15 protein-coding genes and 3 pseudogenes are annotated in these 18,255 nt (G+C 71.1%); 8 read left to right on the top strand and 10 right to left on the bottom strand.

What is annotated here, in order from left to right; genetic code table 11:
* The 4 genes and pseudogenes from ACWDR3_RS41465 to ACWDR3_RS41450 all read right to left on the bottom strand — a co-directional run.
* Window positions 1-102 (bottom strand): annotated as a pseudogene (locus tag ACWDR3_RS41465) (DUF4230 domain-containing protein); the annotation flags it as partial.
* A 56-nt stretch (window positions 103-158) separates the two neighbouring features.
* Complete coding sequence (locus tag ACWDR3_RS41460) at window positions 159-935, bottom strand: ABC transporter permease (RefSeq protein ID WP_450357775.1); 777 nt, start codon at window positions 933-935, stop codon at window positions 159-161.
* Window positions 932-1,978: an ATP-binding cassette domain-containing protein gene (locus ACWDR3_RS41455; RefSeq protein WP_450357774.1), complete on the bottom strand. Its 1,047-nt coding sequence runs from the start codon at window positions 1,976-1,978 to the stop codon at window positions 932-934. The genes ACWDR3_RS41460 and ACWDR3_RS41455 overlap by 4 nt, the downstream gene beginning before the upstream one ends.
* Window positions 1,979-2,158: 180 nt before the next feature.
* Window positions 2,159-2,779 carry a PadR family transcriptional regulator gene (locus ACWDR3_RS41450; protein ID WP_450357773.1) on the bottom strand — a complete coding sequence of 207 codons (621 nt, stop codon included), beginning with the start codon at window positions 2,777-2,779 and terminating at the stop codon, window positions 2,159-2,161.
* 256 nt (window positions 2,780-3,035) lie between these two features.
* On the opposite strand from ACWDR3_RS41450, the gene ACWDR3_RS41445 reads away from it, so the two are divergent.
* The 3 genes from ACWDR3_RS41445 to ACWDR3_RS41435 all read left to right on the top strand — a co-directional run bounded on the left by ACWDR3_RS41445 (window position 3,036) and on the right by ACWDR3_RS41435 (window position 7,133).
* The gene (locus ACWDR3_RS41445) at window positions 3,036-4,619 is read left to right on the top strand and encodes an amino acid permease (RefSeq protein ID WP_450357772.1); all 1,584 of its coding nucleotides are present in this window, start codon (window positions 3,036-3,038) and stop codon (window positions 4,617-4,619) included.
* Between the two features lie 201 nt (window positions 4,620-4,820).
* On the top strand, window positions 4,821-6,059 hold the full coding sequence (locus ACWDR3_RS41440; protein ID WP_450357771.1) for a Cmx/CmrA family chloramphenicol efflux MFS transporter: 1,239 nt from the start codon (window positions 4,821-4,823) through the stop codon (window positions 6,057-6,059).
* Window positions 6,060-6,098: 39 nt separating this feature from the next.
* A complete protein-coding gene (locus tag ACWDR3_RS41435; protein ID WP_450357770.1) occupies window positions 6,099-7,133 on the top strand; it encodes an RluA family pseudouridine synthase in 1,035 nt (344 codons plus the stop codon).
* On the opposite strand, the gene ACWDR3_RS41430 is transcribed toward ACWDR3_RS41435, so the two are convergent.
* The 6 genes from ACWDR3_RS41430 to ACWDR3_RS41405 all read right to left on the bottom strand — a co-directional run bounded on the left by ACWDR3_RS41430 (window position 7,127) and on the right by ACWDR3_RS41405 (window position 12,615).
* The gene (locus ACWDR3_RS41430) at window positions 7,127-8,629 is read right to left on the bottom strand and encodes a cytochrome P450 (protein ID WP_450357769.1); all 1,503 of its coding nucleotides are present in this window, start codon (window positions 8,627-8,629) and stop codon (window positions 7,127-7,129) included. The two genes, ACWDR3_RS41435 and ACWDR3_RS41430, sit on opposite strands and share 7 nt — an antisense overlap.
* 54 nt (window positions 8,630-8,683) lie before the next feature.
* Entirely contained in the window at window positions 8,684-9,304 is a 621-nt protein-coding gene (locus ACWDR3_RS41425) for an ATP/GTP-binding protein (protein WP_124002714.1), read from the bottom strand.
* The gene (locus tag ACWDR3_RS41420; RefSeq protein ID WP_450357768.1) at window positions 9,285-9,746 is read right to left on the bottom strand and encodes a DUF742 domain-containing protein; all 462 of its coding nucleotides are present in this window, start codon (window positions 9,744-9,746) and stop codon (window positions 9,285-9,287) included. The genes ACWDR3_RS41425 and ACWDR3_RS41420 overlap by 20 nt, the downstream gene beginning before the upstream one ends.
* Window positions 9,743-10,150, bottom strand: a complete 408-nt coding sequence (locus ACWDR3_RS41415; RefSeq protein WP_124002712.1) for a roadblock/LC7 domain-containing protein — start codon at window positions 10,148-10,150, stop codon at window positions 9,743-9,745. The genes ACWDR3_RS41420 and ACWDR3_RS41415 overlap by 4 nt, the downstream gene beginning before the upstream one ends.
* Window positions 10,147-11,736, bottom strand: coding sequence for a sensor histidine kinase (locus ACWDR3_RS41410; RefSeq protein WP_450357767.1), 1,590 nt, complete (start codon window positions 11,734-11,736; stop codon window positions 10,147-10,149). Before ACWDR3_RS41410 ends, ACWDR3_RS41415 begins: the two co-directional genes overlap by 4 nt.
* 252 nt (window positions 11,737-11,988) lie before the next feature.
* Entirely contained in the window at window positions 11,989-12,615 is a 627-nt protein-coding gene (locus ACWDR3_RS41405; protein WP_185146351.1) for a TetR/AcrR family transcriptional regulator, read from the bottom strand.
* Window positions 12,616-12,842: 227 nt separating this feature from the next.
* Between ACWDR3_RS41405 and ACWDR3_RS41400 the strand changes: the two genes are divergently transcribed.
* The 5 genes and pseudogenes from ACWDR3_RS41400 to ACWDR3_RS41380 all read left to right on the top strand — a co-directional run.
* Window positions 12,843-13,667, top strand: a complete 825-nt coding sequence (locus ACWDR3_RS41400) for an urea amidolyase associated protein UAAP1 (protein ID WP_450357766.1) — start codon at window positions 12,843-12,845, stop codon at window positions 13,665-13,667.
* The gene (locus ACWDR3_RS41395) at window positions 13,664-14,287 is read left to right on the top strand and encodes an urea amidolyase associated protein UAAP2 (RefSeq protein ID WP_450357765.1); all 624 of its coding nucleotides are present in this window, start codon (window positions 13,664-13,666) and stop codon (window positions 14,285-14,287) included. Before ACWDR3_RS41400 ends, ACWDR3_RS41395 begins: the two co-directional genes overlap by 4 nt.
* Before the next feature lie 32 nt (window positions 14,288-14,319).
* A complete protein-coding gene (locus ACWDR3_RS41390) occupies window positions 14,320-17,865 on the top strand; it encodes a 5-oxoprolinase/urea amidolyase family protein (protein ID WP_450357776.1) in 3,546 nt (1,181 codons plus the stop codon).
* A 13-nt stretch (window positions 17,866-17,878) separates the two neighbouring features.
* Window positions 17,879-18,190 (top strand): annotated as a pseudogene (locus ACWDR3_RS41385) (amidase family protein); the annotation flags it as partial.
* Window positions 18,163-18,255 (top strand): annotated as a pseudogene (locus ACWDR3_RS41380) (2'-5' RNA ligase family protein); the annotation flags it as partial. The pseudogenes ACWDR3_RS41385 and ACWDR3_RS41380, both read left to right, overlap by 28 nt.

Raw genomic sequence — 18,255 nt, 5'->3', positions numbered from 1 at the left:
CAGGTACTTGGTGTCCTTCTCCAGGTCCACGACGACCTGGAAGTTGCCGGACGCGGCGTCGTAGCGGCTCATGTCCTGGATGGACTGCAGTCTCGGGGTGCCGCCGCTTCGTCATGCGGGATGCGGGATGCGTCCGCAGGGTTCGCCGCCGACGCGCTCTACACCGACCGCTGATACGACCTGAACGTCCGGATCGACAGCCACACCGCCACCACCGCGAGCGCCAGCAGCGCACCCCCGCGGCTGAGCACGTCACCCCAGTCGGGATGCTCGGACAGTGCCGAACGGCCCGCGACCATCGCCCAGTTGAGCGGGTTGAAGTCAGCGATGTGCCGCATCCAGCCGGGCATCTGGGACGGTGCCATGAAGGCGCTCGACAGGAACGTCAGCGGCAGCAGCAGGAACGTGTTGATCCCGATGATCGACTCCCGCTCCCGCACCAGCATGCCCAGCGCGTTGGACAGCGCCCCGAACACCGTGCCGAGCAGCACCGAGGCGACCACCAGGACCGCGACACCGCCGACGCCGCCCGGGTAGTCGGCGCCGCCGAGCAGACCCAGCAGCACGATGACGACCGACTGGAACGCGGTGACCAGGCCGTTGTTGACGACGTTGCCGTTCATCAGGGCGGCCCGGCTGACCGGCGTGGTCAGGAAGCGGTTGAGGGTGCCCCGCTGGATCTCCTCCAACGTGCCCATGCCGGCCCACATGTTGGAGCTGAGCGCGCTCATCACCACCACGCCCGGGACCAGGTAGTCGAGGTAGGAGGTGGTGCCGAAGCCGCCCAGCTCGACGACGTTCTTGAAGAGGCCGCCGAACAGGAACAGCCAGATCACCGGCTGGATCAGGGTGATGATCGCGTACGCGGGCTGCCGTGCGAACACCATGAGTTGACGCTGCGTCATGTACCAGGTCTGGGAGACGGCCGTGCTCATCGCGCACCTCCGGCGAGGACGAGGGGCTGGTCGGTTCCGGCATCGGCCTCGGCGTAACGGCGGCCGGCGTAACGCAGGTAGACGTCGTCGAGGGAGGGCCGGGCGACGGTCGCGGCGGCGACCCCTACCCCGGCCCGCTCCAGGGCCGCGAGCAGCGCGGGTACGGCGGCCGCTCCGTCGTCGGCGCGGACGCTGATGCGGCGCCCGTCGACCAACACCTCGTGCACGCCGGGCACTTGGCGCAGGGCGCCGCTGAGCAGCGTACGACCGGCTTCGCCGACCGCCGCGCGGACCTCCAAGTGGACGGCGTCGCCGCGGAGTTCGCCCTTGAGGGAGTCCGGGGTGCCCTCGACGACGACCCGGCCGCGGTCGACGATGGCGACGCGCTCGGCGAGCCGGTCGGCCTCCTCCAGATAGTGCGTGGTGAGCAGGATGGTCAGCCCCTCCTCGCCGGCCAGCCGGTCGATCTCGTCCCACATCGCGGTGCGGGCCTCGGGATCCAGGCCGGTGGTGGGCTCGTCGAGGAACAGCACCTCGGGACGGTGCACCAGACCGAGCGCCACGTCGAGCCGGCGTCGCATGCCGCCGGAGTACCCCTTGACCGGGCGCCGGGCGGCGTCGACGAGGCTGAACCGGTCGAGCAGCTCGTCGACGCGCCTGTCGAGGCCGGCTCCCCTCAACCCGTAGAGCCTGCCCTGCAGTTGGAGGTTCTCGCGGCCCGTGGCGACCGGGTCGGCGCCGGAGCTCTGGGCGACCACGCCGATCGCGCGGCGCACCCGGTCCGGGTGGCGCAGCACATCGTGCCCGGCGACCGTGGCGGTGCCCGAGTCGGGGCGGGCCAGGGTGGTGAGGATCTTGACGGTGGTGGACTTGCCGGCGCCGTTGGGCCCGAGGAGCCCGAAGACGGTGCCGGGTTCGACGGTGACGTCCATGCCGTTGAGGGCGGTGACATCGCCGGGGTAGGTCTTGATCAGCTGACGCGCCTCGACGGCGGGCGCACGGCTGGGAATCGTACGGGCAGGGCCCGATGGAGTGGGACTCATGACGACAGCTCTCCTGAGTGAGCGGATGAGGACCGAACCGTCCGTCCACGCGTGCCAAGAGCGCCGGGCTATCCTGGGTGTGCCGCACCTCGATCGCCTGGCTCGCCGCACGGCGGAGTCAATTCGGGGTTCGAGACCCCGGCGGAGCTGCTGCAACAGCTCGGTCGGGGTTCTTCTGCGTTACGTGAACTCCGGTGGCACGACCCCCGTTTCATGGAACTGGCGCCACCCGTCGACGCCGGACAGCGAGCCCTTCTCGATCTCCTCCAGGAGACCGCGGACCCACTCGGCCTGCGCCTCGACCATGTGCAGTTGATATTCGACCTCGACGAGAAAGATCCGCGGCAGCGTCTCGCAGAGCTTCGCCAGCGCCGCCCGCTCGCTCGCCGCCTCCACGTCGAGGCTGTGCAGCCGCTCTTCGAGCAGCCGGACCGCGTCGTCAGGGGGCAGCGCCCCGATCAGCGACAGCGCGCTCTCGAAGATCGGGTACTCCTTGACCGGGACGGCCACCAGGTCCGACAGCCACTCGGTCATCTCCACGCGCCCGGCCTCGGTGAGCCCGTAGACGGTGCGCTCGGGCCGGTTGCCCCGCCGCTCCACGTCGGTGACCTCGACGAAGCCGTGCTTCTCCAGGCTCTGCACGACGGTGTAGAGCGAGCCGTAGTTGATCTTCGTGCTGGTGTCCTTGCCCTGGCGGCGCAGGGTCTGGGCGATCTCGTACGGGTGCATCGGCTTCTGCCAGAGGGTCACCAGCACGGCGAGCGCGAGCGGGTTGCTCAGCTTGCGGCGCTTCACCGCCATGGAGACCACCTCGTTTCCGAATATCCGTGACCGAACATATCGCGAGTATCCGCAACCGTCAATACACGATGTATCGCGATCTGAGTGTCGGCGCAAGGGCGTGAGGACTTGGGCCCGCCCCGGACACGGCGGCGTGACGCGCACGAAACAGCGCCTCCCTAATTTCTGTCGCCTGACAGGAACTCCGCACGCCCTGTCGCCGCCAGGAACCCCGCGCCACACTCCGCTCGCTCCCGCGCCGAAGGCAGGTGCCGCCGTGACGACAACCGTCCCCTCCGACGTACGCCCCGACCCGCCGCACTCCCCCGACGACCACTCCCTCGCCGAGTTCGGCTACCGCCAGGAACTGCACCGCAGCCTCGGCCGGTACGCCTCCTTCGCGGCCGGCTTCTCCTTCATCTCGGTCCTGACGACCGTCTTCCAGTTCTTCGCCTTCGGGTACGCGTTCGGCGGCCCCGTCTTCTTCTGGGCCTGGCCGGTGGTCCTGGCCGGCCAGCTGCTGGTGGCCGCCTGCTTCGCCGAACTGGCCGCGCGCTACCCGATCTCCGGCGCCATCTACCAGTGGTCGTCGCGCCTGTCGAACCTCACGTTCGGCTGGTTCGCGGGCTGGATCATGGTGATCGGACAGATCGTGGTCGTCGCCGCCGCGGCCCTCGCACTCCAGATGGTGCTGCCGGCGATCTGGTCTGGCTTCCAGCTGATCGGCACCGACCCCGCCCCGACCTCGGCGGACGGCGCGGCCAACGCGGCCGTGCTGGGCGTGATCCTGCTGGTCCTCACCACGCTGGTGAACATCCTCGACAACCGCGTGATGTCCCTGATCAACCGGGTCGGCGTGACCGCGGAGATCATCGGCGCGGTCCTCATCGTCGTCCTGCTGCTCACCCACTCCGAGCGCACCCCGAGCATCACCTTCCACACCACGGGCGCGGCCCAGTCGGGCCTGTTCGGGGCGCTGGCGGTGGGCTCGTTCACGGCGGCGTACGTGATGATCGGCTTCGACAGCGCGGGCGAGATGAGCGAGGAGACCCGCGATCCCCGCCGCACGGCACCCCGTACGATCCTCACCGCGCTCGGCGCAGCGGGCCTGCTGGGCGGCCTGATCGTCCTCGGCGGCCTGCTCGCCGCCCCCAGCCTCACCGACGGCCGGCTCTCGGTCGACGGCCTGAGCTACGTCCTCACCAGCAGCCTCGGCGACGGCTTCGGCAAGGTCCTGCTCGCGGACGTGGTCGTGGCGATCGCGGTGGCCACCCTCGCCATCCAGACGGCGGCCTGCCGCATGCTCTTCTCCATGGCCCGCGACGGCCAACTCCCCTTCGCCGCCCGCCTGTCCAGGGTCAACCCCCGCACCGGCATGCCCAGCGCCCCCGCCCTGGTGGTGGGCGTCCTGGCAGCGGCCCTGCTCCTTCTCAACTTCTCCTCCCCCGAGGCCTTCCTGGCCATCGGCACCACCTGCATCGTGATGCTGTACCTGGCCTACGCGATGGTCACGGGCCCCCTCCTGCTCCGCCGCCTGCGCGGCGAGTTCACCACCACCGGCACCGACGAGACGGGCGCGAAGCTCTTCTCCCTGGGCCGCTGGGGCATCCCGGTCAACGCCCTCGCCCTCATCTACGGCCTCCTGATGACGGTCAACCTGGCCTGGCCGCGGGCGGCTGTCTATGACCCGGCGGGCGGGCACTGGTACTTCCAGTGGTTCACGGTGCTGTTCCTCGCGGTCACCGTCGGCCTGGGCTGGGCGTGGCGGGTCGCGGTACGGCAGCGGGTGGGCGCGCAGCCCGAGGCACGCGAATCCGCCGCCCCAGAAACCGAGGTGCTCGGAGGGACGCAAGCCGGGTAGCCTGCCGCTCATGTCGAGCCCCGAGGCATCCAAGGTGGGGGCTTTCGGTCACGCCGTCAGCCCCCGCAGCCACTGAATCCGTAGTCCCGGTACCGGACTTGCCCCTGGTGCCGGTCGACGACGCGGCATGCCCTTGGCCGGGTGCTGACCGCGGTGACGAGACGTCTCCTTTCGCGCCTCTCCTCACCTCGGAGCCACTCGATGCCTCGCCCGCTGTACCGCCCCCTGCCCCTCTGTCTGCTCGCCCTGGCCGTCTTCGCCATGGGCACCTCGGAGTTCATGCTGGCCGGCCTGTTGCCGGACATCGCCTCGGACCTCGGCGTGACCGTCGGTGCGGCCGGCGCGCTCACCTCGGCCTTCGCGGTCGGCATGGCCGTCGGCGCCCCGCTCATGGCCGCGCTGGCCCGCGACTGGCCGCCGCGCGCCTGTCTGCTCGGGTTCGTCCTGGCATTCGCCGCGGCCCACGCCGTAGGCGCCACCGCCTCCGACACCAACGGCTTCCCCCTCCTCCTCGCGACCCGCGTCGTCGCCGCCCTCGCCAACGCCGGCTTCCTCGCCGTGGCCCTGACCACCGCGGCCACCCTGGTCCCACCCGGCGAGAAGGGCCGCGCCCTGGCCGTACTCCTCTCCGGCACGACCGTGGCCACGATCGCGGGAGTCCCTGGCGGATCGCTCCTCGGTACGTTCCTCGGGTGGCGGGCCACGTTCTGGGCCGTCGCCGCGCTCTGCCTGCCCGCGGCCGTCGGCATCCTCAAAGGCATCCCGGCGCACCCCTCACAAGAAGCCAAGCAGGAAGCCGGACAGGAAGCCGAGCAGGAAGCCGAGCAGGATGCCAAGTCCTGCGCTCCCGCCCTGCGTTCAGAGCTCGCGCAGCTCAAGAAGCCACGGCTGATCCTCGTCATGCTGCTCGGCGCGCTGGTGAACGCGGCGACCTTCGGCAGCTTCACCTTCCTCGCCCCCGTCGTGACCGACACCGCGGGCCTCGGCCGACCGTGGATCTCCGTCGCCCTGGTGCTCTTCGGCATCGGCTCCCTCGCCGGTGTCACCCTCGCCGGACGGCTGTCCGACCGACGCCCCGGTCTGGTCCTCGCGATGGGCGGACCGCTTCTCCTCATCGGCTGGCCGACCCTGGCCCTGCTCGCCGACCGGCCCACCGCCCTGCTCCCCCTGGTCCTCGTACAGGGCACGCTCTCGTTCGCCCTGGGCGCCACCCTGATCACCCGCGTCCTCTACGAGGCGGCCGGCGCCCCCACCATGGCCGGCTCCTACGCCACCGCCGCCCTCAACGTCGGCGCGGCCGTCGGCCCCCTCCTCGCCGCGACCGCCCGCGACACCCCGGCCGGAGACCGTGGCCCCCTGTGGGCGAGTGGACTCCTCGTGGCGCTGGCCCTGCCGATCGCGTACCGGGCTCTGCGTCCCGGCCGGCCCCCGTACGCCTGACCCCGGTTCCGCCCCCGCTCCTCGTACGCTGACCCCCTGATGAAACGCAAACCTCGCATCCCGCCCTCTCCCCTCCCCCAACGCCTTGGCGTCGACCCGGTGCGTGTGAAGCTGCCCCAGGAAGGCCACTGGGCCACCGTGCGGGGGTATCTCGTCGAGCGGCTGAGCGGAGCCGGGGGCGGGGTCGTCGACGGGATGTTCGACGCGGGGGAGGTCGTCGGGGCCGACGGGCGGGCCGTGGCGCCGGAAGCCGCGTACGTGCCGGGCATGTTCGTGTGGTTCCACCGGGAGTTGCCCGCCGAGGTGCCCGTGCCGTTCCCGCTGGACGTGGTGTACCGGGACGAGCATCTCGTCGTCGCCGACAAGCCGCACTTCCTGGCCACCACCCCGCGCGGCAGCCACGTCACCGAGACCGCGCTGGCGCGGCTGCGCCGGGAGTTGGGCATCCCGGCGCTCGGCGCCGCGCACCGCCTCGACCGGCTCACCGCCGGGCTGGTGCTGTTCACGGTGCGGCCCGAGGATCGGGGCGCGTACCAGTCGCTGTTCCGCGACAAGAGGGTGCGCAAGGAGTACGAGGCGGTGGCTCCGTACGATCCCGGGCTCGAACTTCCTCGGACCGTACGCAGCCGGATCGTGAAGGAGCGGGGGGTGCTGGCCGCCTACGAGGTCGACGGTGAGCCGAACGCCGTGAGCCGCGTCGAACTCGTGGAGCGGCGCGCGGAGTTCGGGATCGCGCGGTACCGGCTGCTGCCCGCCACGGGGCAGACGCATCAGCTGCGCGTCCACATGAACCGGCTCGGCGTACCCATCCTCGGTGACCCGCTCTACCCCGAGGTGGCCGACCCCGTGCCGGCCGGTGACTTCCGGCGCCCGCTCCAACTGCTGGCGCGGGCACTGGAGTTCAGCGATCCGGTCACCGGGGTGGAGCACCGGCTGCGGAGCACTCGGACGCTCGAAGCCTGGTCCTCGTACGGCGATTGGGGCGACCGGGACGGTGACCTACCGCCCGACCGGGAGGGTGACCTACCGCCCGACCGGGACGGTGAGCGACCGCCCGACCGGGACGGTCAGTAGCCGCCGCGCCACCAGCGCAGGAAGCGCTGCCAGGCGCTCAGCCCGCGTGCGGGCTCCGGCGTCGGCGCGGGCATCGGCTGCGGTGGGGCGACCGGGCGCGGTTCGGCAACGGGCGCCGCCGCCACGGGAGTCGACGGCTCGGCCTGTGCGGTGCCGACCTGCCAGGTGGCACGCTGCGGCGGGACGGGGGCGTGGCCCGGCTTCTGCATGATGTCCTGCGGCGGCTTCGGGTCGAAGAAGACCGGCAGCTCCACCAGGTGCCGCGAGGCGATCGAGTGCGTCCAGGTCAAGTCCTCCTCGTCGCAGTCGAGTTGGACGTCCGGCAGGCGCATCAGCAGCGCGTCCACGCCGGTGACGGCGATGCCACGCGCGATGTCCTGACCCGGGCACTCGTGCGGGCCGCCGCCGAAGGCGAGATGGGACCGGTTGCCCTGCATGTTGGCGGCGAGGTCGGGACGCACACGCGGGTCGACGTTGCCCGGCGCGACGCCGAAGAGCAGTCCGTCGCCCTTGCGGATGCGTTGGCCGCCCAACTCCGTGTCGTGCTTGGCGTAGTAGGCGAAGACGGTGCTGAACGGCGGCTCGTCCCAGAGGGACTGCTCGACCGCCTCGGGCACCGTCATCTGGCCGCCGCTGAGTTGGGCCCGGAAGCGCGGGTCGGTCAGGACCATGCGCAGCACGTTGGCGATGAGGTTGACGGTGGCCTCGTACGCGGCCATGAGGACGACCCAGAGGTGCTTGGTGACCTCGTCGTCGGTGAGCCTGGCCGGGTGGCCGATGAGCTGGCTGGCGAAGTCCTCCTCGGGCTGCTGGCGGCGGCGCACGGTCAGCCGTTGCAGCGCGCCGAGGACGTAGCCGTGGCTGGCGATCGCGGTCTCGGTGCCCTTGAGCATGTCGCGGGTGGCCTGCACCATCCGGTCGTTGTACTCCTCGGGCATGCCGAGGATCTCGCACATCACGGCCATCGGCAGGTGCTCGGCGAAGTCGCTGACGAGGTCGGCGCGGCCGGTCTCGCAGAACTGGTTGACCAGGCGCTGGGTGGCGCGGTTGATGTGCCGGCGGGTGCCGCGGTGGTCGATGGTCGAGATGGCGCCGGTGACCGCGCCGCGCAGCCGCAGGTGTTCGTCGCCCTCCGCGTAGGAGCAGATCGGCTCCCAGGCGATGTGCGGCATCAGCGGGTGGTCGGGCTTGACCATGCCCTCCTGGAGCGGGGACCAGATGCGGCTGTCCCGGCAGAACTGCGAGGGCGTACGCACCACATGGAGGTTCTCGGTGTGCCCGAGCACCACCCACATCGGCACGTCGTCGTGGAGCAGTACGGGCGCCACCGGGCCGTGCTCCTCGCGCAGTTGCTCGTACAGGGAGGCCAGGTCCTCCGCCTCGGGACCGTAGAGCCGGTGCAGTCCCCCGGGGCCGCGGTTGTGGGCGGGACAGCCGGGCGGCGGGCCGAGCGCGGGGTCGTCCGTACCGGTGAGGGAGTGGGGTTCAGGCGTCACGGTGGTCGCTCCGAAGGGGATCCGTTGTCTGGGGGGTCGGGCGGAATCGGGGGGTCAGGTGAGCGCGCCCGTCATGGCGAGCGAGTGCAGGAAGCGCATGAGGGTCATCAGGACGTCCCGGCTGGAGGCCCGGCGGCGCACGTCGCACTCGATGATCGGGATGTCCTCCGCCAGGTCGAGCGCCGCGCGCAGATCCTCGACGGGGTAACGGGGGCCGTCCGGGAAGGAGTTGACGGCGACGACGAACGGCACGCCACGCTCCTCCAGTCGCCCTATGACGTCGAAGCTGACTTCGAGGCGGCGGGTGTCGATGAGCACGACCGCGCCCAGCGCGCCCTCGAACAGGCCGTTCCACAGGAACCAGAAGCGCTCCTGGCCCGGTGTGCCGAAGAGGTACAGCACCAGTTTCTCGGTGATGCTGATGCGGCCGAAGTCCATGGCGACGGTGGTGGCCGTCTTGGTCTCGGAGCCGTAGTTGTCGTCGACCCCGACGCCGGCCTGCGTCATGGTCTCCTCGGTGGTCAGCGGCCTGATCTCGCTGACCGAGCCGACCATGGTCGTCTTGCCGACTCCGAAGCCGCCCACGATCACGATCTTCGCCGCGGCCTGGGCCGTGTGCGGCAGGTGGTCCTCGGTGCGTGGGCCCGGGACGGTGTCAGAGCCTTTGAAGTCCATGCATCACCGCTTCGAGAAGGGAACGGTCGGGGAGCGCCTGCCGGACGATCGGGGCGCGCGCCACCACCAGTCCGGCCGTCAGCATCTCGGTGAGCAGCACGGTCACCACGCTGAACGGCAGGCTGAGATACGCCGAGAGCTCGGCCACCGAGAGCGGGGCGGAACAGAGCCGGAGCATCGTCGTCTCCTCGGGCGTGGAGGAGGGCGACGGATCGGAGTCCGCCACGATGAGGGTGACCAGGTCGAGGTCGGCGCGCTCGCCGTCCCGTCCGGCGACCACGTACAGCCGTTCCGGCGCCTTCCGGTCGCCCTGTTCACCCTCGTCGCCCTGTTTGGCCGCGTTGCTCTCGCCGAACTCTTTGGATTTGAGGGGCGGTTCGAGGGGCGGTTTGGAGGGCGGTTCTTCCTTGCGATATCGCCGTCGGCGTTGCGGAGGAGTCATACGGTCTGCCCGTTGCGCCTGGGCGGACTGGTGAGGTGGGCTCCGATGCGCACGACGAGGTCGCGCATGCGGTTGCTCATCAGTCCGGGTTCGGCGACCACGTCGGAGAGGACCGCGAGGTAGGCGTTGGCGCCCGCGGCCATCAGGTAGAAGTAGCCGCCGTTGATCTCGATGATGACCAGCTTCATCCGGCCGTCGCTGTCCGGGATCTCCTGGGCCACGGCACCCGCCAGGCTCTGCAGCCCCGCGCAGGCCGCGGCGACGCGGTCGGCCGCGTCGGGATCACCGCCGTAGCGAGCGATGCGCAGGCCGTCGGCGGAGAGCACCACGATCATCTCGATGCCCGGTACTCCGTCGGCGAGATCCTTGAGCATCCAGTCGAAGTTGGCTCGCTGCTGGATCACTTGGGGTCCCTCTCGTCGTCGGCCTCAACACGGGCCGGCTCGTTGGTCGGCTGGGGGGTGTCGAACGGGTCCGGCATGCCTTTGAGTCCGTCCCAGAACGCCTCGACCCACAGGCCGGGTTCGGGTTCGTCCTTCTTCTCCGGCTCGGGCTCGGGCTTGGGCGTGGACCAGACGGTCGGGGTGCCCTCCCGCTCGGCCCGTTCGATGGCGGCCTGTTCGGCGAGCCGCACGTGCAGCGGGGTCTTGACCCGGCTGCGGCGCTGCGGCAGGCCGCCGGCGGTCCATTCGGTGACCTCGGGGACCTCGTCCTCCATGGACACGCCGGCCGGGATGCGCGGACTGGTGGGGCGCCGCTTCTTCGGCGCGCGCTTGGGACCTTCGAGCGCGCCGAGTTCGGGCCTGGGCGAGCCGGTGGCGCCCACGCCGTGGGCGAGGCCGGGCGCGGGATCGGTGGTCATCATCACGCGCGGCACGATGAGGACGGCACGGACACCGCCGTACGCCGAGGAGCGCAGCGAGATCTGCATGTCGTACGCCTTGCACAGGCGGCCCACGACGGCGAGGCCCAGGCGCGGGTTCTCGCCGAGGTCCTGGAGGTCGACGCCGGCCTTGGCGCGCTCCAGCATGGCCTCGGTCTTGGCGCGGGCCTCCTCGCTGAGGCTGACGCCGGCGTCCTCGATCTCGATGGCGACGCCGGTCTGCACCTCGGTGGCGGTGACGTGCACCTTGGTCTGCGGCGGCGAGTAGCGCGTGGCGTTGTCGAGGAGTTCGGCGCAGGCGTGGATGACCGGCTCGCAGGAGATGCCGCGGATGTTGACGTGGGCGATGGAGTCCAGCGAGATGCGCCGGTACTCCAGGATGCGGGACATGGCACCGCGCAGCGTGCTGTAGAGGGTCACCGGTGCCGGCCACTGACGGCCGGGGCGGCCGCCGCCGAGCACGGCGACGGAGTCGGCGAGACGGCCGATCAGCGCGGTGCCGTGGTCGATGCGCAGGAGGTCGTCGAAGACCTCCGGGTTGCGGCCGTGGTCCTCCTCCATCTCCCGGAGTTCCTTGGCCTGTTGGTGGACGATCGCCTGGACGCGGCGGGCGACATCGACGAAGGAGCGCTGCGAGGAGTCCCGGATGGCCTCCTCGCGGTCGATGATGTCGAGCACCGTCTTCAGCACCTTCACCTGTGCTTCGGGGAGCCGGGGGTAGGAGGGGTCGATGTCGCCGAGTTGGCGAATCACCTCTCCGGGGGAATTCCCGGCCCGCATCCGCTGGAGCCCGGCGGGCACGATCTCGTAGGCGAAGCGGAGCATCTCCTGCTCGTGCAGGGAGATCCGCCGTTCCAGATACGCAGTGTTACGGCCGCTCTCCTCGCGCAGGTTCCGCAGGGCTCGGCCGCGGCGTACCGCTTCGGCCGCCGTCGCGATCACCAGGAGCGTGGCGACGGCGCCGCACCAGCCGACGGCCGTGCGGGCCGGCTCGGTCACCACGGCGACGGCGGCTCCGGTCGCCGCGGCCATCGCTATGGCAGGCAGCAACAGCACGCGCGCGTAAGGAAGTTCACGGCGCCCGGGAGGGGATTGAACACTCACCATGTAGGCCCTCTGAAACAAATCGACGGGGGGAGTCGCACATATGGGGAACAAGCGCACGAATACACCTCAACTCGGTGCGCTGCGGGCGAGCTTAGTCCGACCGGATCATCGCCGTGTCATATTCAGCAACCACCTGAAATCGCCCACGCAACAGGAGTACTCTCGGCTGCATTTACACGCAGAGCCGCCACTCGCACACGTTCGGTTACGGCGTACAGGCATACGAAAACCACTCACCGTGACGAGTGAAGGTCAGATTCCGGCGATGCGCAGAGCCGCGTCGGCGGTCGCTTCGGCAAAGGCGGACACCGGCCGCTCCGGATCCGAGCGGTGCACGAGGATCACGCCCTCGATCAACCCGAACAACAGGTCCGTACGCAGATCCAGCTCGCTCTTGGCGAGCGCGCCCCCGGCCTCGGTCGCGGCGAGCAACTGCCGGTAGGCGTCCTTGAGTTCGGCGCGCACGGCGTGGAATCCCGCGAACCGCTCGGCGCGCACCTCGGGCAGCAGATAGAGGCCGCCGAGGTTGTGCGGGCCGCCGCACAGCAGCTCCACGTCGGTCCGGCACAGCTCCCACAGCCGGTCCCCGGCCGGGGTCACGTCATCGGCCAGCAGCTCACGGGCGTACGTCAGCGAGGGCGTGACCGTGGACTCCAGGAGCTCGGCGAGCAGTTCCTCCTTGCCGGAGACGTAGTGGTACATCGACGCCTGCCGCATGCCGGCACGCTCGGCGACCGCGCGGGTGGTGGTGGCGGCGTACCCGCGGGTGGTGAACAACTCGGCGGCGGCGGTGAGCAGTTCGTCGCGCGGCTGGAGTCCGCTGTCCGGCCGCTGCGCGGCGCGCGGCCGGCCGACCCGGCGTCCACCTGTCGCTCCCATGCTTTCGATCCTCGCACACGGCACCCCGCGGCGACCTCGGGGCGATCTTGGTGAGGGCTCGGTAACCGAGCGGCAACACGCGGGCAATCCCGGCGACCCGCCCGCCTCCTAATTTCTGTCGAGCGACAGAAATAGCCCCGGAGCAGAGCCACCAGAACAGGGCTCCAGAACAGAGCCCCGGCACAAAGACACCCCCACGAGCCAACCCCGGAGTCGGAGGTCCCGCGATGGCGACAGGTACCACCTACGGAGCCCGCGCCCACGCCCGCGCCCAGGAGGGCACCCGCGCCGAGGCCATGCCCGTCGTGCCGGCCGCCGACTGGCCCGACCCGCCCTGCGCGGCCGGCCACCTGGTGTGGGCCGAGACGGTCGCGGGCGGCAACTACACGCACCGCGTGCTGGCCCGCGGCACCGAACTGCGCCTGACCGACCTCCAGGGCGACGCCTGCGCGCACCTGCTGCTGTACGCGGCCGACCGGCCCTGGGAGCGGCTCAACGTCGCCGACACGGTGAAGGTCCAGTGGAACGCCTACCTGGGCGAGGGGCAGTTGCTCCTGTCCGACCAGGGCCGCGTCCTCGCGAGCGTGGTCACCGACACCTCCGGCCGCCACGACGCGCTGTGCGGGACCTCCACCCTGGTCCGCAACACCGAGCGGTACGGCGACGGCACCCCGCAGTCCCCATCCCCCGCCGGACGCGAGCTGTTCAAGCTGGCGGCCGCCAAGAACGGCCTCGAACCCCGCGATCTGCCACCCTCGCTCTCCTTCTTCCAGGGCGTACGGATCACCGAGGACGGCGCCCTCGACTTCACCGGCTCCACCGGCCCCGGCGGCAGCGTCACCCTGCGCGCCGAGCAGGACGTCACCGTGCTCATCGCCAACGTGCCGCACCCGGCCGACCCGCGCCCCGAGTACGTCAGCACCCCGCTGGAGGTCCTGGCCTGGCGCGCCGCGCCGACCACGCCGGGCGACCCGCTGTGGGACGCCTCCCCCGAGGGCCGCCGCGCCTTCCTGAACACCGCCGATTTCCTCGCCGCGAGGGAGCTCGCATGACGACCGTGGAGACACCCGTGAAGACCGTGGAAGTGCCGGCCCGGGCCGCCTGGTCCGCCTTCGTCCGCGCGGGCGAGACGCTCACCGTCACCGACCTGCACGGCAACCAGGCCGTCGACTTCCTCGTCTACGACGCCCACGACACGTCGGTCCGCTACAGCGCCCCCGACACCATCCAGGCCCAGGGCAACCTCTTCCTCACCACCGGCAGCGTGCTGATGTCCAACGAGCACACACCGCTGATGACCGTGACCGACGACGAGGTGGGCCGGCACGACACGGTCGGCGGCGCCTGCTCCAAGGAGTCCAACACCCTGCGCTACGGCCACCACACCTGGTCGCAGCACGCGTGCGTGGACAACTTCCTCGCCGAGGGCGCCAAGTACGGCCTGGGCAAACGGGACTTGGTCTCCAACATCAACTGGTACATGAACGTGCCGGTCGAGCAGGACGGCACCCTCGGCATCGTCGACGGCATCTCCGCCCCCGGTCTGAAACTGACCCTGCGGGCCGAACGCGACGTCCTGGTCCTGGTCTCCAACTGCCCCCAGATCAACAACCCTTGCAACGGCTTCGACCCGACGGCGGTGGAGATGACGATCACCGGAGCACCGGCATGATCCCTGCACCCGGCATGAGCCCCACCCCCGACATGAACCCCGCCTCCGGCACCGCGCCCCTCGCCTTCGACACCCTCCTGGTCGCCAACCGCGGCGAGATCGCGGTCCGCATCATCCGCACCGCCCGCGAACTCGGCCTGCGCACGATCGCCGTGTACTCCGACCCCGACCGCTCGGCCCCGCACGTCCGGCTCGCCGACGAGGCGGTCCGGCTCGGCCCGGCGCCCGCGAAGGAGTCGTATCTCGACGCCGACCTGGTGCTGAAGGCCGCCAAGGACGCGGGCGCCGGCGCCATCCACCCGGGCTACGGCTTCCTGTCCGAGGACGCGGCCTTCGCGCGGCGCTGCGAGGACGCCGGGATCGTGTTCGTCGGACCGACTCCGCAGCAGCTGGAGCTGTTCGGCGCCAAGCACACGGCACGGGCGGCGGCCGAGGCGGCTGGGGTCCAACTGGCACCGGGCACAGGCCTGTTGGCCGACCTGGACGAGGCGCTCGCCCAAGCCACGCTGATCGGCTACCCCGTGATGCTGAAGGCGACCGGCGGCGGTGGCGGTATCGGCATGTCGGCATGCCGATCGGCCGCCGAACTGACCGACGCCTGGGAGCGGGTGCAGCGGGTCGCCGCCGCCTCCTTCTCCTCCGCCGGCGTCTTCCTGGAACGCCTGGTGGAGCACGCCCGCCATGTCGAGGTGCAGGTCTTCGGCGACGGCGAGGGCAAGGTCGTCACCTTCGGCGACCGCGACTGCTCCCTCCAGCGCCGCAACCAGAAGGTCGTCGAGGAGGCCCCGGCCCCGGACCTGCCCGACCACGTCCGCACCCAACTCTCCGCCTCCGCGCGCGACTTGTGCGCCTCCGTCGGCTACCGCTCGGCCGGCACCGTCGAGTTCGTCTACGACGCGGCCCGCGAGGCGGCCTACTTCCTGGAGGTCAACACCCGCCTCCAGGTGGAACATCCGGTCACCGAGGAGATCTACGGCGTCGACCTGGTCGCCTGGATGGTCCGCCTGGCCGGCGGCGACCGTGACGTCGTCCGTGACCCGGGCCCCCCGCACGGCCATGCCGTCGAGGCCCGCCTCTACGCCGAGGACCCGTCCCGCGAACACCGGCCCAGCGCGGGTCTGTTGACCCGGGTGGAGTTCCCGACGGGCGTCCGCGTGGACGGCTGGGTGGAGACCGGTACCGAGGTGACGACGTCGTACGACCCGATGCTCGCGAAGGTCATCGCGTACGGCCCCGACCGCGCCCACGCCCTGCGCCGCCTGGACGAGGCGCTGGCCCGCACCCGGGTCGACGGCATCGAGACCAACCTGGGCCTGGTCCGGGCGGCACTGGCCGACCGGGACTTCGGCGCGGCCACGCACTCCACGGCCACCCTTGCTGCGGTGACCGACCCGACCCCGCGCGTCGAGGTGGTCACCGGCGGCACGCTCACCACGGTCCAGGACTGGCCGGGCCGCACCGGCTACTGGCAGGTCGGCGTGCCCCCGTGCGGCCCGATGGACGACCGCTCCTTCCGGCTCGGCAACCGGGCCCTGGGCAATCCGGAGGGCGCGCCGGGCCTCGAATGCACGCTCCAGGGGCCGACGTTGAGGTTCACGCACGCGACCACGGTCTGCGTGACGGGCGCCCCGGCGCCGGTGACGGTCGACGGCACGCCGGTCGCGCAGTGGGAGCCGGTGACGGTCCCGCCCGGAGCCGTCCTGGAGATCGGCACCCCGTCGCAGCACGGCCTGCGGACGTACGTCCTGTTCGCGGGCGGCGGCCTGGACGTCCCTGCCTTCCTCGGCAGCGCGAGCACCTTCACGCTGGGCAGGTTCGGCGGCCACGGCGGCCGGGCGCTGCGCACGGGTGACGTCCTGCACGGCGGCGCGGTCACCGAGGGCGCCCCGGTGGCGGTGACCGAGCGCCCGGACTTCGCCGCCGTCTGGCAGGTCGGTGCCGTCGAAGGCCCGCACGCGGCACCGGAGTTCTTCACCGAGGACGACATCCGCGACTTCTACGCGGCCGACTGGAAGGTCCACTTCAACTCAGCGCGCACGGGCGTCCGCCTGGTCGGCCCGAAGCCGCGCTGGGCGCGCACCGACGGTGGCGAAGCAGGCCTGCACCCGTCCAACATCCACGACACCCCGTACTCGGTCGGCGCGGTCGACTACACGGGCGACATGCCGGTACTCCTGGGACCCGACGGCCCGTCCCTCGGCGGCTTCGTCTGTCCGGCGACGGTCATCAGCCAAGAGCGCTGGAAACTAGGCCAGTTCAGGCCCGGTGACACGGTCCGCTTCCGCCCGGTGAACGTCGACGGCTCGCCCCGTACCGACATCGTGGACGGCGGAATCCTCGCCCGGGACGGAGACGTCACCTTCCGCCGCAGCGGCGACGACAACCTACTGGTCGAATTCGGCCCCATGCAGCTCGACTTGGCGCAGCGCATGCGAGTCCACGCCCTGATGGAGGCGGTGTCGGAGGCCGACTTCGAGGGCGTCACGGACCTCACCCCCGGCATCCGCTCCCTCCAGATCCAGACGGACCCGACCCGCCTCCCCCAAGCCGAACTCCTCGCCTCCGCAAGGGAGATAGCGGCAGCCCTCCCACCCACGGACCAACTGATCGTCCCCTCCCGCACGGTCCACCTCCCCCTCTCCTGGGACGACCCGGCCACCCGCGAGGCCATCGCCCGCTACATGGCGGGCGTCCGCGACGACGCCCCCTGGTGCCCCTGGAACATCGAGTTCATCCGCCGCGTCAACGGCCTGGACTCGGTCGACGACGTCTACCGCACGGTCTTCGACGCCGAATACCTCGTACTGGGCCTGGGGGACGTCTACTTGGGCGCCCCGGTCGCCACCCCGCTCGACCCCCGCCACCGCCTGGTGACGACCAAGTACAACCCGGCCCGCACCTGGACGGCCGAGAACTCCGTAGGCATCGGCGGCGCCTACCTCTGCATCTACGGCATGGAGGGCCCCGGCGGCTACCAGTTCGTGGGCCGGACGACCCAGGTGTGGTCGGGCTGGCAGCAGCGCGGCGCCTTCGAGCCGGGCTCGCCCTGGCTGCTGCGCTTCTTCGACCGCATCAAGTGGTACCCGGTCGACGCGGACGAACTCCTCGACCTCCGAGCCGACATCACCTCCGGCCGCTTCGTGCCGCGCATCGAGGAGGGCACCTTCTCGCTGGCCGCGTACGAGGGCTTCCTCGCCGAACGCGCCGATTCCATAGCGGAGTTCAGGTCACGACAGCAGGCGGCCTTCTCGACCGAGCGGGACGCCTGGGAGGCGGCCGGCGAATTCGCCCGCGCCGAGGCGGCCTCCGCACCGGCCGCGCCCCAGGCCGAGGTGACCGTGCCACCGGGCGGCCGACTGATAGAGGCCGAATTCGCGGCCTCCGTATGGCAGTTGAACGTGGAAGCCGGTGACGAGGTGACGGCGGGCCAGCCGCTCCTGGCACTGGAGGCGATGAAGATGGAGTCCAGGGTGCACGCGCCGGTCGACGGCGTGGTGGCGGAGATCCTGGCCAGGCCGGGCGACCAGGTGGAGGCGGGGACGGCACTGGTCGTCCTCGCCCCGGCCACGAACCGATAGTCGAGGAGCACGTATGTCCAGCACTGTGTCCCGGGTCGGCGCCGCGTACGACCGCATCGCGGACGTGGACCGCCCGGAGATCTGGATCGACCTGCGCCCCAGGGCGGAGGTCGAGGCAGAGGCCCGGTCGATCGACGAGCGAGTGGCATCCGGCGAACAACTCCCTCTCGCGGGCCGCCTGTTCGCAGCCAAGGGCAACATCGACGTACACGGCCTCCCGACCACAGCGGGCTGCCCGGCGTACGCGTACACCCCGGAGACGGACGCGCCGGTGGTGGCCCGCCTCAGGGCGGCACACGCGAACTGCAGTTCCCGTACCACCCTCATGTGACGATCGCGCACGGCATCGACGACGAGGCGATGGACCGCGCCTTCGAGGAGCTCGCCGAC

Source organism: Streptomyces sp. NPDC001002 (assembly GCF_053599215.1).
This window is presented reverse-complemented; position numbering and strand designations above follow the sequence as displayed.